Origin of the sequence: Haloarcula sp. R1-2, assembly GCF_011627385.1 — an archaeon.
Lineage (GTDB): Archaea > Halobacteriota > Halobacteria > Halobacteriales > Haloarculaceae > Haloarcula > Haloarcula marismortui.
In genome coordinates this window covers 1-12,387 of the sequence record NZ_JAANTG010000001.1, presented here as the reverse complement: position 1 = coordinate 12,387, position 12,387 = coordinate 1, and the positions used below count along the sequence as shown (strand labels likewise).

Sequence of the window (12,387 nt, the reverse complement as noted above, 5' to 3'; positions counted from 1 at the left end):
AAGGTCGGCTTACTCTGCGAGGATGTGTGCCGGCAGGTCATCGCGGATGATCGTATCGCAGTACTCACAGCGGACACCGTCGTCGCCGACGGCAAAGCGCGAGTCGACGGGTTCGTTCTCGGTCGTGATGCAGTTGTGGTTCGGGCATTCGAGGACGCCCTCGACGACCGACGGGCGCTCGACGCGGCCTTTTTCGACAACCTCGTAGTCGCGAATGATGTTGATCGTCGCCGCAGGGGCAATGAGCGAGAGCACGTCGACCTCGTTCTGTGAGAGTTCGCGGCCCTCAACCTTGACCACATCCTTGTGACCCAGGCGGTCCGAGGGCATATTCATCGCGACGGAGACGGAGTCGCCACTGGTGCCGTCAATGCCGAGAATCGCCAGGACGTTTAGCGCCTGTCCGCCCGCGATGTGGTCGATGACGGTGCCGTTCTGGATCTTCGAAACGCGGAGTTGCTGGTCGTTGTCGCTCATTGGTCGCCTCCGAGCATCAGGTCAAGCAGCGCCATCCGTACGGGAACACCGTTGTGGGCCTGCTGGAAGTACTGTGCGTGGGTGGTCTCGTCGACGTCGTGAGCGATCTCGTCGACGCGTGGGAGCGGATGCATCACGGTCAGGTCGTCTTTGGCCGCCGCAAGCGTGTCGCCGTCGATCTGGTACTGGCCGGCGACTTCGCGGTACTCGCTCTCGTCGGGGAACCGCTCGGCCTGGATGCGGGTCACGTAGAGCACGTCCAGTTCCGGGAGTATGTCGTCAAGTTCGGTGTGTTCGCGGATGCCTGCGCCGGCCTCGTGGAGGTCGTAGCGAACCGACCGCGGAAGCTGGAGCGACTCCGGGCTAATGAAGTGCTGGCTGGCGTCGACGGTCGTGAGTGCGTGGGCCAGCGAGTGGACGGTTCGTCCGTACTTCAGGTCGCCCATGATGCCGATAGTCAAGTCGTCGAAGCCGGCGTTTTCACGGATCGTGTAGAGGTCGAGCAGCGTCTGTGTCGGGTGCTGACCGGCCCCGTCGCCGGCGTTGACGAGCGGCACGTCGACGAACTCGCTCGCCATCTTCGCGGAACCCTCCATCGGGTGCCGGAGCACGAGCGCGTCGGTGTACCCCTCGACGACGCGGACAGTGTCAGCCAGTGACTCGCCTTTTTTCACGCTTGAGGACTCGACAGAGCCCATGTCGACGATGTCGCCGCCGAGGCGTTTCATCGCCGTTGTGAAGCTCATCTTCGTCCGGGTGCTCGGCTCGAAAAAGAGGAGGCCAAGCAGCGTGTCGCTGTGCCGGTCCGCGAACGCTCCCGGGTCAGCCGCGATGTCAGCCGCGTGGTCGAGCACCGTCTCGATGTCGCCCCGCGAGAGTTGTTTCGCGCTGATGATGTGGTCGTGCCGCATTTCACTCGATACCGCGCTCCGGACGCTCTTGAATCCCCCGACACGGGAATTGAACGGTCACTTACATCGTCAGGTTCGGCTTCAGGAACATCGTCGCTGGGTTCGAAAGCAAGGCCAGAGGGAGCGTAGCGGCCAAAATAACACGACGAGGCGACTCGTCAGGGGTTGCTCTGCCAGACATCGACGCGGGGCTCGGTGTACGCCTTGCCGACGATGTCCGGGACGCCGTCACCGTCGAGGTCGACGACCTTCGCCTCGTGGGTGGGGATGCCGGTGTTCAGTTCCTTCTGCTCAAAATTCCCCGCGCCGTCGTTGTGGAACACGAGCTGTCGCGGTTCGTGTCCGTCCTCTAGACCCATTTCTGCGACGAAGATATCGGGATTACCGTTACCGTCGAAGTCCGCCACGTCGAGGCTGTGCGGGTTCGAAAGGTCGTCGTGCAGCAGGGTCAGGTCCCACTCGGGTGGGTCGAACACGCCCAGCCTGGCCGGGCGGTCGTCGAGATACGGTTCGTCACCCTCGACGAGGATTATCTCTAGGTCGCCGTCGCCGTCAACGTCCTTGATAGCGACGCGAGTACACTGCCAGTCCTCGGCGATTGGCTCCCGGTCCCATCCGTCGGCCGTCCGGTGGAAGACGTTGGGGCCGGCGACGATTTCGACCGCACCGTCCCCGTCAATGTCCTCGACAGCGACGCCCTCAACATCGAGGTCCTCGGCGACGACGTGTCGGTTGGCCACCGGCCACGGTTCTCGCGTCGGGTCCGCAGGAATATCGTAGTAGAACACTGTCTTTGACTCCTGGGACAGCCCAACGACCTCGTTCTGTCCATCGCCGTCCACGTCCGCCACAGCGGTGTCGTGATATTTCTCGAAATCGTCGGTGATGAGCCGGCGCGTCCACTGCTTCCGTGGGTTGTCCGGTATCTCGAACCACCACAGTTTGTGCTGGTGGATGTTCTGGCCGGCGACCATATCCGGTCGGCCGTTCCCCGTGATGTCACCAAGCGAGCCACCGACGGATAGTTCCGGTGCGCTGGCAACGTCGTGGCGCTCCCAGCCGGGGTTTTCGTACCAGAACACGTTCGTCTGGAGCCAGCGAGCCAGCGGCCCCATACCGAATACGGACAGCAAGTCGACTGACTTGTCGACGAGTGGGAACTGGACCTCGTGCGTGTCGCCGAGCGCCCCGACGATGACGTCCGGTCGGCCGTTCCCCGTGAGGTCGGTTGTGAGACAGAAGCTCATCGTACTCGCCGGCGGCGAGGCTTCGATGCGCTCGTGATGTAGGTTCATGTCCCAGCCCTTCGGGTACATCGGTATTGTTATAGCCGGGCTAACACCGGCCGACAGCGGCCACAACCTGAAACTGCGCCCGACAATGGAACCCAGCGCGTAAGGGTAGGCAACAGCCAACCGACGTAAGTCAGACCTTCCGGCCCAGTTTTGCGGTCACTGTTTGTGATTCATAGTACGAGGATTCAAAACCGATAGGCAGTCCACCCTCACTATGCTCGCAATCGCTGGCGGCAAGGGTGGCTGTGGCAAAACGATCATCGCCCTCGGGCTCGGTCAGGCACTGGGAACGCCCACCCGGCGGTCGCTAGTCGTGGACACCGACCGCGACATGCCGAACCTCCACCGTCGCGCTGGCGTCGCTCCGACACCCGGAATCGCTGATATCACAGCCTCGGCTGAGCCGACCGCAGTTGCCCAGCCCGCCACGACCGTCGAGAACGTCGACGTACTTCCCTGTCAGACCGCACCCGGAGCCGCTATCGACAATGCTATTGACAGTCTGTCTCGGTGTGATGGCCCTGTAGTACTCGACTGTCCAGCCGGCGCTGGCCCGGATGCCGCCCAGCCGCTACGGGCGGCCGACAGGACAGTGCTTGTGAGTGCACCAACCCGACAGAGCCTCACCGACACAGCCAAAACCGCGGCGATTGCCCGTGCGCTTGACGCGCCGCCCGCCCTCACAGTCCTCGTCGGCGGTGACGGGTCCGTGGACCCATCGGACCTGCTGTCCTGCTCGGGAACGGTTCACGTTCCATCGGTGTCGAGGCCGTTGGAATCGGACCGGGCGGTGGCAAAATACGTCGAGATGGCGAACGTTCTCGCCAAGCGGAATACTTAATCTCGTGGGTAAATAAGCTCTCAGTGGTATGGCCAACCGGTTGCGAACGGGCATCGATGTCCTCGACAGAAAGCTCGATGGTGGCATCCCTGCGGGGAGTATCGTCGTGCTCTCTGCCCAGCCGGCTAGCCAAGCGGAGCTGTTCCTCTACGAACTTACCGCCACGCGCGGGACGCTGTGGCTGTCGCTCGACCGGACCGCCGAATCAGTCATCGCGAGCATCGAACAGACGCCGGCCAATACCGGCGACCCGACAGTGCGGCACATCTCCGGCGAAGCGCCGCTTGACAACGCCGGCAAGCTCGTCTCGGCACTGCCGGAGACCTCAAACCTCATCGTCGACCCGCTCGACGTGCTGGAAGCCCAAGAGCCACACTCGCGCTTTCGCGCGTTCATGAACGACCTGCAGAACCATATCGTCAACACCGGGAGCCTCGCTATCGTCCACTGTCTCGACGGCCGTGACGTGCCACCGCTTCGAGATACGACCGAGCACTTCGCTGACGTGGTGTTCCAGCTTAACACCACAACGAACGGTGACGAGGTCGAAAACCGGCTCGCGATTCCGAAGTTCCGCGGCGGGCGCGCTCCCACTGATATCATCAAGCTCAATCTCGTCGAAGAGGTCAGCATCGATACGAGCCGCGACATCGCCTGATTCTATTCGCCGCCGGGCCGTGGCTCTCTGTCCGTCGAGCCGAACTCAGTGCCGACGAGTATCAACAAGAATAGTCCGAGACCAACGCCAACGCCTGCTGCCAATCCTGCGCCGGTGCTTCCAGTCAGCACGACCGTGCCGACGCCAAACGCGATTCCCGGCGGGAGCGCGAGCAGTGACGGGTACACCAGCGACACTCGCATGCGTAGTGATGACGTGTCGTGCGTATAACGGTTCTCCCGTATTGGCCGTCAGAAAGTGGCAGTTGCTAGCGCCTAGAACGGTAAAACCGCCCGCTACCGCTCGATACCGCAACCCCGTTCGCTATCGCTCAGCACCGTAGAACCGCTCGGCGTGCTCGCGACGAAGTTACTCTTCGGCGCCTTCGATCTCTTCGACGATCTCCTCGGCGTCAACGTCGGCGTCTTCCAGCGCGTCTTCGATGTCAGCACCGCCGGCACCGCCCATGCCGCCCATCATGCCGGGCATGCCCATGCCGCCGCCACCGATCTCTTCCTGCACGATGATGCGGTCAATATCGAGTAGCTGCGTGAGCTGCTGGGCGATCTGCTGTTTGCCCATCATCCACTGCTGGTTCATCGTCAGCTGCGGCGTCGCCTCGATGTAGAGCGTCTCTTTCTCGACTTCGACGGTTTCGTACTCGGGCTCGGACTCTTCGTCTTCATCCTCGTCCTCGCTCTCGACGAGCTGTTCTTCCTCGACGGTGTCAGTCTCGAACCACACGTCGAGTTCCATGTCGAGCATCATCTGGATGATGCCCTGTGCCTTCTCCTCGCGGTCCGTGACCTCTTCGAGGACCTCGTAGTCGTACTCGACGTCTTCACCGGCCAGCGGGTGGTTGAAGTCCACTCGCGCGCGGCCGCCGATGATGGTCTCGACGTGGCCGTGTTCGCCCTCGAGGTCGACGTGCGCGCCGGGGTAGCGGTCGTCCTCGGGGATCTTGTCCTTCGAAACCGTCCGGACCTCTTCCTCGTCGTACTCGCCGAAGGCGTCGGCAGCCGCAACGGTCACGTCACCCTCGTCGCCGACCTCCTTCCCGTAGATGTCCTGCTCGACATCCGGGAAGATGTGGTTCTCACCCAGCACGATGGTTCGCGGACCGAACTCCTGCTGTTCGGTATCAATACCGTCGTCCTCGGCGACTTCCTCGTCGGTCGTATCGACAAGCTGACCGCCGTCAACGGTGCGGGCAGTGTAGGCGAGCTTGACGACATCGCCCTTCTGGAGTCCCTCGGCCTGTTCTTCTTCGTCTGCGGTCTCCTCGTCTACGTCGGTCTCAGACTCGTTGCTCATACCCTGTTCGTCAGTCGTGGCACTCTTAAGGACAACGTTTCCCGGTCAGTAGCGGTCGAAGAACTTCGGAAGTGGTCGGCTAGTACTCGCTTTCGGCCAGCAGTCGGTCAAACTTCTCTCGGTCGATGTTCCGTCCCGAAATGGGAAGGACGACCGTCTCGCCCCGTAGTTCGTCACCAGCCTGAATCGCTGCGGCGACAGCCGTCGCACAGGCCCCTTCCATGACGATGCGGTCTGTTTCGAACAGGCGCGCCACGGCATCGGTAATGGCGTCTTCGGACACGAGTCGGAAATCGGCGAGTCCCGCCTGCAGGATTTCGGTCGGGAGCGCGAACGGAACCCGGGTTGCGACACCCTCGGCGATAGTGTCGACGCTGTCGAGGGCGTCCAGCGTCTCGTCCTGCCAAGCGCGGTACACCGCGGGCGCGCCCGCAGCCTGCACGCCGACGACATCGGCGTCGGTCATCGCCCCGAGCGTAGTGCAGTACCCGGCCGCGGCGGTGCCGCCGCCGACGGGGCAGAACACACGGTCGACGTCGGGGCGCTCGTCAAGGATTTCGAGCCCCGCCGTGCCGACGCCGGCGAGCAGCTTCGGTTCGTTGCCCGAGTGGACGTAGCGCGCCTCGCGCTGGGTCGCCAAGTCCTCGATGTGTTCGCGGGCCTCATCGTAGTCCTCGCCGTACTGGATGACTTCTGCGCCGAGTTGCTCCAGCGCGCCGACCTTTCCGGCGTTGGCTTCTTCGGGGACGCCGATAGTAACGGGTACGTCGAACTCACGCCCGGCCCAGGCGATAGACTGGCCGTGGTTTCCCGTGCTCGCGGCGAGCAGTCCGGCGTCGTGGAACTCCTCGTCGAGGGACGCGACGAGGTTCACCCCGCCGCGGACTTTGAACGCGCCGGTCGGGAGCGTATCTTCTCGCTTGAGCAAGACATCCGCGTCGAGGGCTTCGGAGAGGGCTTCGCTTCGGACCAGGGGCGTCTCCGGGAGGTGCTGTCGGATGCGTTGCCGGGCGCGCGCGACCGTTGCAACTGTCGGCGGCGTCAGGTCGTGGTACGGAAAGAGGGTCGTCTCGTCCGGGGAGTCGATCGGTTCGTAGCGACCGGCCATACTACTACCCGGGAGAGCGGAGACAGTAAAGGGCGCGGTCGACGGGAGTGTTTTTCAGCGGCCCGGCCCAGCCACACAGTATGTACGAAGTCGAGGTGAAAGTGCCGGCGGATATCGAGGCTGTCGCGGAGCGACTCGACGAGCTCGGAGCCGAACAGGTCGATACGGTGATACAGACGGACACGTACTACGATGCGCCCCACCGGGATTTCGCCGAGACAGACGAGGCGTTCCGGGTCCGCCGTGAAACAAGAAAAGGGGTAACGAACACGAAAGTCACCTACAAGGGGCCACTCCTCGAAGCGGAGTCGAAGAGCCGAGAAGAGTTCGAAACGGGCGTCGAGAACGGCGACCACATCGACGCTATCGTCCAGCACCTCGGCTTCGAGCCCGCGGCGACGGTCCGGAAGAACCGCCGAGTCTACGAGGTCCGAGAGTACGATGTCACCCTCGACGCTGTCGACGATGTCGGCGAGTTCGTCGAAGTCGAGCGCGAAACCGACGGCGATATCGAACCCGTTCGAGAAGGAGCCTACGAGGTGCTTCGGGACCTCAGTCTGAACCCCAACGACCAGCAACGGACCTCCTATCTCGGGATGCTACTTAGCGATGCGAACGAGTAATCATTCCGCTGTTATCTGTTCCCGTAAGTTATAGAACCCGGCCAGACGAAGTCGAGTCAATGACTGAGCGGAACATCCACGTCCAACCTGCAAGCGGACTCGCAGTCGAAGATCAGGACATCGAAGTCGTAGAGCGCAAGGGTATCGGCCATCCGGACTCCATCTGTGACGGCATCGCAGAGACGGTTTCACGTGCACTGGCACAGACGTACATCGACCGGTTCGGCACAGTCTTGCACTATAACACAGACGAGACACAGCTCGTCGCCGGCACTGCCGCCCCTGCGTACGGCGGCGGCGAAGTGCTTGAGCCGATCTACATTCTGGTCGTCGGTCGAGCGACGAAGAAGTTCGACGGCGAGCGTATCCCGGCTGAAAGCATCGCCCTCCGGGCCGCACGCGACTACCTCGACGAGCAGTTCCCCCACCTCGATCTCGGCTCCGACGTCATCGTTGACGTTCAGTTCGGCGAAGGGTCAGGCGACCTCCAGACCGTGTTCGGTGAGGAAGCAGCAATTCCGATGGCAAACGATACCAGCTACGGTGTCGGCCACGCCCCGCTAACGGAAACCGAACAGATCGTCCGCAACACCGAGCAGAAATTGACCGGCGAGTACGCCGAGTCCAACCCAGTCGTTGGCCAAGACGTGAAGGTGATGGGCAAGCGCGAGGGCGACCACATCGACGTGACTGTGGCCGTTGCGATGGTCGACGAACACGTCCTGGACCTCGATGCGTACAAAACTGCCGTTTCGGACGTGCGAGCGTTCGTTACTGACCTCGCCGAAGAGTACACCGACCGAGACGTAACGGTCCACGTCAACACGGCCGACGATTACGACGCCGAGTCCATCTATCTCACCACCACCGGGACAAGCGCCGAGCAAGGCGATGACGGCTCTGTCGGGCGCGGGAACCGCGCGAACGGCCTCATCACGCCGAACCGCCCGATGAGCATGGAAGCGACATCTGGCAAGAACCCAGTCAACCACATCGGGAAGATCTACAATCTCCTTTCGACAGAAATCGCACAGTCCGTCGCAAATGAAGTCGATGGCATCCGACAGGTCCAGATGCGCCTGCTCTCACAGATCGGGTCGCCGATTGACGAGCCCCACGTTGCTGACGCGACGGTCGTCACCGAAGACGGCGTTGCGGTCGGCGATGTCGAAGCAGACATTCAGGCCACAATCGACGACGAACTGGCCGATGTGACCGACATCACGCGGCAGGTCATTGAGGGCGACCTCTCCACGTTCTGAGACGGCGAGGCGACACCCCTTTACTCACTGCTAGTCAACTCGCTGGCATGCATCCGCCAGACGCCGACAGCGTGCTCGTCCGCCACGGCGAACTCGGCGTCAAGAGCAACCAAGTCCGTCGAAAGATGGAGCAGCAACTGGCGGACAATCTCCGCGCGATGCTCGACGCGCGCGACCTGTCAGGAGGCATCGAACAGCGACGGAACCGGCTGTTCATCCATACTGACCAGCCAGAGAGTGTGGCCGCAGCCGCGGCCGACACGTTCGGCGTCACCTCCGCCTCGGCGGTCACGACCGTCGATCCGACGTTGTCTGCAATCAAAACGGCACTGGCCGCGACCGCACGAGAACAGCACGACGGCGGCACTTTCGCTGTCAACGCTCGCCGGGCAGGGCCAGCAGACGCACACCCCTTTTCGAGTACGGACATCGAATCCGATGGTGGGACCGCCGTCTGGGAGGCAATTGAAGAACTGGGCGGCGAGCCCGCCGTCGACCTCAACGACCCCGATTTCGAACTGTTCGTCGAGTGTCGCGCCGACGAGGCGTACGTCTTCTGTGAGAAACGTTCGGGCCCGGGCGGACTCCCACTCGGGACCCAGCGGCCCGTCGTTGCCCTCATCAGCGGTGGTATCGACTCGCCGGTCGCCGCCTGGAAGCTCATGAAACGCGGCGCACCCGTGATTCCAGTCTACGTCGACCTCGGTGACTACGGCGGCCCCGACCACCGGGCACGAGCCGTTTCGACCGTCAAAACACTCGCCTCGTACGCACCCGGGCACGACCTGTCCGTCAACGTCGTTGAGGCCGGTGACGTCGTCACCGACCTCTCTCAAAATCTCGGGTCGCTCCGAATGCTCGTTCTCCGCCGGTTCATGCTCGCAGTCGCTGAGGCTATCGCGCACGACTGCGACGCTGTCGGCATCGTCACCGGCGAAGCTATTGGGCAGAAATCCAGCCAGACGAGCGCGAACATCGCAGTCACCGATGCCGCAACCACACTCCCCGTGTACCGACCGAACCTCACCGTCGACAAGTCCGAGATAACCGATCATGCGCGAACCATCGAGACCTTTGAGGATTCGACAATCGACACCGGTTGCAACCGCGTCGCGCCATCACATCCGGAAACCAATGCCTCGCTAGAGGCGGTTCGGGTAGCCGAACCCGACGACCTGTTCGAGCGCGCCGAAGCCTGCGCCCAGGACCGTACTGTCGTCCCCATCGAAAGCTAAATTTCCGGGGCGGGCCAGGGTTGAGCCATGACGCAGGTCTGTCTCGTCGGGAGCGACGACGTGAATCTTCGATACGAACTCCTCTCTCGCGAGACCGCACGGAACGCACTCGCCACCTACGACCTGCAGGAACCGTTTGCGAATACCGTCGCCGTCGACACCGTGAGCCTCGGGGCGGCGGTGGCGCTGCTCAACGACCTGAACTGGTATCTCGTTCGCTTCGCTGACGCCGCGTTCGTTCGTGATCCGTCAATTAGTGAGACGGAATGGCTCTCTCGAAACCTCGCCGCAGCGATACGAGACGACGACATCGCGCCCGAAGAGACCGGGCGCTTTCTCAAGGTGTACGGCATCGTCGACCCGGACAGGACCAGCGACGCTGACGATGAAGGCCCGACGGAAGGAGAGTCAACGCCCGACACGCAGGCGATGGAAGCCGACGGCCCACCGGAACTGGTCGAGCCGATGCTCCTGACACGGACTGGCGACACGATTCCCGACTACGACCTCCAAGATGTGGACGAAACGCTCATCGTTAGAGTGACCGAGTCGGAGTTCGGGGCCTGAGTCGGGTCACGCTGCGCGCAAGACAGACCGTTTTCAGTCGAACATTCCGGTCGACATGTATCGCTCACCACTGTCCCAGTAGACTGTGACGACGAGCGGGTCGTCAACACCGTCCCTGATGAGTTGCTCAGCAAACTCTCTTGCCGCGAGGTTCGACGCACCCGAGGACTGGCCGACGAGGATTCCCTCCTCGTGGGCGAGGCGGCGGCACTCGTCTTCCGCGTCCGGGAGTTCGACCGTCATCACGTCGTCCAGCAGATCGGTGTCTAAGTTGTCGCTGACGAATCCCGGCCCCATTCCCTGAAAGCTATCCTCGCCAGTGCCCGGTTCCATCCCCGAAAGCACAGCGTTGTCCGCCGGCTCGACCGCGACGATGTCTATCCCAGGAAACGCGTCCCGCAGTCGACGGCCGGTGCCGGTGAGTGTCCCGCCGGTGCCGACACCGGCCACCAGCGCGTCGACAGTCCGGTCGCCCACCTGTTCAAGTATTTCCTCGCCCGTCGTCTCGTAGTGCGCTGTCGGGTTCGCCGGGTTCTCGAACTGCCGGAGTTGGACGTAGTCATCGCGCTCGCATAGCTCGTTTGCGCGCTCCTTCGCGTCGGAGATATCACCCTCGACAAGTTCGATCTCCGCGCCGTACGCCTTCATTATCTGCCGGCGCTCCGGCGACTTCGAGGACGGCATCACTAGCACCACGTCGTACCCCTTCGTTGCCCCGACCATCGCCATCCCAATGCCAGTGTTCCCACTCGTCGGCTCGACAAGCGTATCATCCGGTTGGAGCGAGCCGTTTCGTTCGGCGTCGTCAATCATGTACTTCGCCGGCCGGTCCTTCGCGGACCCACCGGGATTGAACGACTCGATCTTCGCTGCAACGGTTGCCCCCTCCGGTGCGCGAACCGAGACCAGTGGGGACCCGATTGTATCGAGAATAGAGTCTTTCATCGCCGCCGGCTACGCGGCCCCGACTTAAACGCCTACTGAAGGTCTCAAACGGTTCGTGGACTTCCGAGACGCGGCAGTCCTTTCCGGCGTCGACACCGTCTCACGTGAACATATTTATGTCGTCGACCGGCAGCACCGAGTAATCGACTGACAGCGTGTCTTTCGTGGCTCGGACTTTACCGACGAACGCAGAGATGTCCTCTAACTGGCCCTCCAGCACAAATAGTTCCATACAGTACCGGTCGCCGACGTGGCTGTGGAAGTTCGACGCGACGATGGACTCGTGGTCGTGGCGGAGATGCATCATTTTCTCCTCGACGGTTGTCGTCTCGTAGTCGAACAACACAGTGACGACCGCCATCAGTTCGCGGTCTTCCAGCCGCTTGTCCTCAAACTCTCCCATCAGATTCCGGACTGCTTCTCGAACAACTTCGCTGCGACCCGTGTACCCATGTTCATCGGCGAACGTGTCGATTCGCTCCTCCAGCTCGTCCGGCATCGAGATACTTACAACGCCCATATATTAACTGAGCGCCGTTAGAGTATTAATAGTTCATATCTCTCCGCACAGACTGGCATTCCTTCGGATAGCGCTGCCGCTTCGTCTCTCAAGCTACGGCGACTGGCTTGTCGACTTGATGTGACTGTTTAAATACAGAAAGCCCACTCGGGAGAGATGTCTCTCCTGAGTGGGCTTGATAGGTATGAATGGTGGCGGCGAACCGCGTTTCCCAGAGGCTCGCGCACTCCAGTACTCCCCGGAACGCTGGTGGGCTTATCTTCCGTGTTCGGGATGGGTACGGGAGGCAACCCCACCGCTGTGGCCGCCTAACGTCGAGTCACGGAATCGAACCGCGATAGTACCAGTCTCGATCAACTTTTCCACCGTGTGATTACGTGCGATCCAGTTTGCGCCTGGACTCGTTCAGCGACGAGTTAAATCGTCGGTGAATGAGTCACAGTGCGTATGAATGATGGCTTTGGTCTGTTAGTGCTCGTGGGCTTAACGTCTCGTTACCTCGACGCGCACACCCCGAGTCTATTGACCGCGTCTTGTACGCGGGACCTCGGCGGTGTCTCTTTTCCAAGTGGGTTTCGAGCTTAGATGCGTTCAGCTCTTACCCCGTGTGGCGTGGCTACCCGGCACGTGC

General features: G+C 62.0%; 14 protein-coding genes and 2 rRNA genes. 6 read left to right on the top strand and 10 right to left on the bottom strand.

The window, feature by feature from the left end:
• Window positions 1–9: 9 nt before the first annotated feature.
• The 3 genes from pyrI to G9C82_RS00065 form a co-directional block, all read right to left on the bottom strand.
• Entirely contained in the window at window positions 10–477 is a 468-nt protein-coding gene (gene pyrI / locus G9C82_RS00075; protein WP_004960695.1) for an aspartate carbamoyltransferase regulatory subunit, read from the bottom strand.
• The gene (pyrB, locus tag G9C82_RS00070) at window positions 474–1,388 is read right to left on the bottom strand and encodes an aspartate carbamoyltransferase (RefSeq protein WP_004960692.1); all 915 of its coding nucleotides are present in this window, start codon (window positions 1,386–1,388) and stop codon (window positions 474–476) included. Before pyrB ends, pyrI begins: the two co-directional genes overlap by 4 nt.
• Window positions 1,389–1,546: 158 nt before the next feature.
• Entirely contained in the window at window positions 1,547–2,704 is a 1,158-nt protein-coding gene (locus G9C82_RS00065) for a VCBS repeat-containing protein (RefSeq protein WP_004960690.1), read from the bottom strand.
• Between the two features lie 193 nt (window positions 2,705–2,897).
• Between G9C82_RS00065 and G9C82_RS00060 the strand changes: the two genes are divergently transcribed.
• Window positions 2,898–3,524, top strand: a complete 627-nt coding sequence (locus tag G9C82_RS00060; protein ID WP_127013044.1) for a CDP-4-dehydro-6-deoxy-D-gulose 4-reductase — start codon at window positions 2,898–2,900, stop codon at window positions 3,522–3,524.
• Window positions 3,525–3,552: 28 nt separating this feature from the next.
• Window positions 3,553–4,182, top strand: coding sequence for a hypothetical protein (locus G9C82_RS00055; protein WP_004960685.1), 630 nt, complete (start codon window positions 3,553–3,555; stop codon window positions 4,180–4,182).
• Window positions 4,183–4,184: 2 nt separating this feature from the next.
• Here G9C82_RS00055 and G9C82_RS00050 read toward each other — a convergent pair whose 3' ends face one another.
• The 3 genes from G9C82_RS00050 to G9C82_RS00040 form a co-directional block, all read right to left on the bottom strand.
• Entirely contained in the window at window positions 4,185–4,385 is a 201-nt protein-coding gene (locus G9C82_RS00050) for a hypothetical protein (protein ID WP_004960683.1), read from the bottom strand.
• Window positions 4,386–4,551: 166 nt separating this feature from the next.
• Window positions 4,552–5,496 carry a peptidylprolyl isomerase gene (locus tag G9C82_RS00045; protein WP_011223510.1) on the bottom strand — a complete coding sequence of 315 codons (945 nt, stop codon included), beginning with the start codon at window positions 5,494–5,496 and terminating at the stop codon, window positions 4,552–4,554.
• 79 nt (window positions 5,497–5,575) lie between these two features.
• Window positions 5,576–6,604, bottom strand: a complete 1,029-nt coding sequence (locus tag G9C82_RS00040; protein WP_011223511.1) for a threonine/serine dehydratase — start codon at window positions 6,602–6,604, stop codon at window positions 5,576–5,578.
• A gap of 80 nt (window positions 6,605–6,684) precedes the next feature.
• On the opposite strand from G9C82_RS00040, the gene cyaB reads away from it, so the two are divergent.
• From cyaB to G9C82_RS00020, 4 genes are read left to right on the top strand one after another with little or no spacing between them, the layout of a single operon-like run.
• The gene (cyaB, locus tag G9C82_RS00035; RefSeq protein ID WP_127013043.1) at window positions 6,685–7,227 is read left to right on the top strand and encodes a class IV adenylate cyclase; all 543 of its coding nucleotides are present in this window, start codon (window positions 6,685–6,687) and stop codon (window positions 7,225–7,227) included.
• A 59-nt stretch (window positions 7,228–7,286) separates the two neighbouring features.
• A complete protein-coding gene (locus tag G9C82_RS00030) occupies window positions 7,287–8,489 on the top strand; it encodes a methionine adenosyltransferase (RefSeq protein WP_127013042.1) in 1,203 nt (400 codons plus the stop codon).
• A gap of 47 nt (window positions 8,490–8,536) precedes the next feature.
• Entirely contained in the window at window positions 8,537–9,724 is a 1,188-nt protein-coding gene (locus G9C82_RS00025; protein ID WP_007190077.1) for a tRNA sulfurtransferase, read from the top strand.
• A 27-nt stretch (window positions 9,725–9,751) separates the two neighbouring features.
• Window positions 9,752–10,291: a DUF5804 family protein gene (locus G9C82_RS00020; RefSeq protein ID WP_127013041.1), complete on the top strand. Its 540-nt coding sequence runs from the start codon at window positions 9,752–9,754 to the stop codon at window positions 10,289–10,291.
• A 33-nt stretch (window positions 10,292–10,324) separates the two neighbouring features.
• On the opposite strand, the gene G9C82_RS00015 is transcribed toward G9C82_RS00020, so the two are convergent.
• From G9C82_RS00015 to G9C82_RS20640, 4 genes are all read right to left on the bottom strand, one after another.
• On the bottom strand, window positions 10,325–11,236 hold the full coding sequence (locus tag G9C82_RS00015; protein ID WP_127013040.1) for a PLP-dependent cysteine synthase family protein: 912 nt from the start codon (window positions 11,234–11,236) through the stop codon (window positions 10,325–10,327).
• Window positions 11,237–11,336: 100 nt separating this feature from the next.
• Window positions 11,337–11,756: a CopG family ribbon-helix-helix protein gene (locus G9C82_RS00010; RefSeq protein ID WP_004960664.1), complete on the bottom strand. Its 420-nt coding sequence runs from the start codon at window positions 11,754–11,756 to the stop codon at window positions 11,337–11,339.
• 189 nt (window positions 11,757–11,945) lie between these two features.
• Window positions 11,946–12,068: ribosomal RNA gene (rrf, locus tag G9C82_RS00005) — 5S ribosomal RNA — on the bottom strand.
• Between the two features lie 136 nt (window positions 12,069–12,204).
• Window positions 12,205–12,387, bottom strand: a 23S ribosomal RNA gene (locus G9C82_RS20640); the annotation flags it as partial.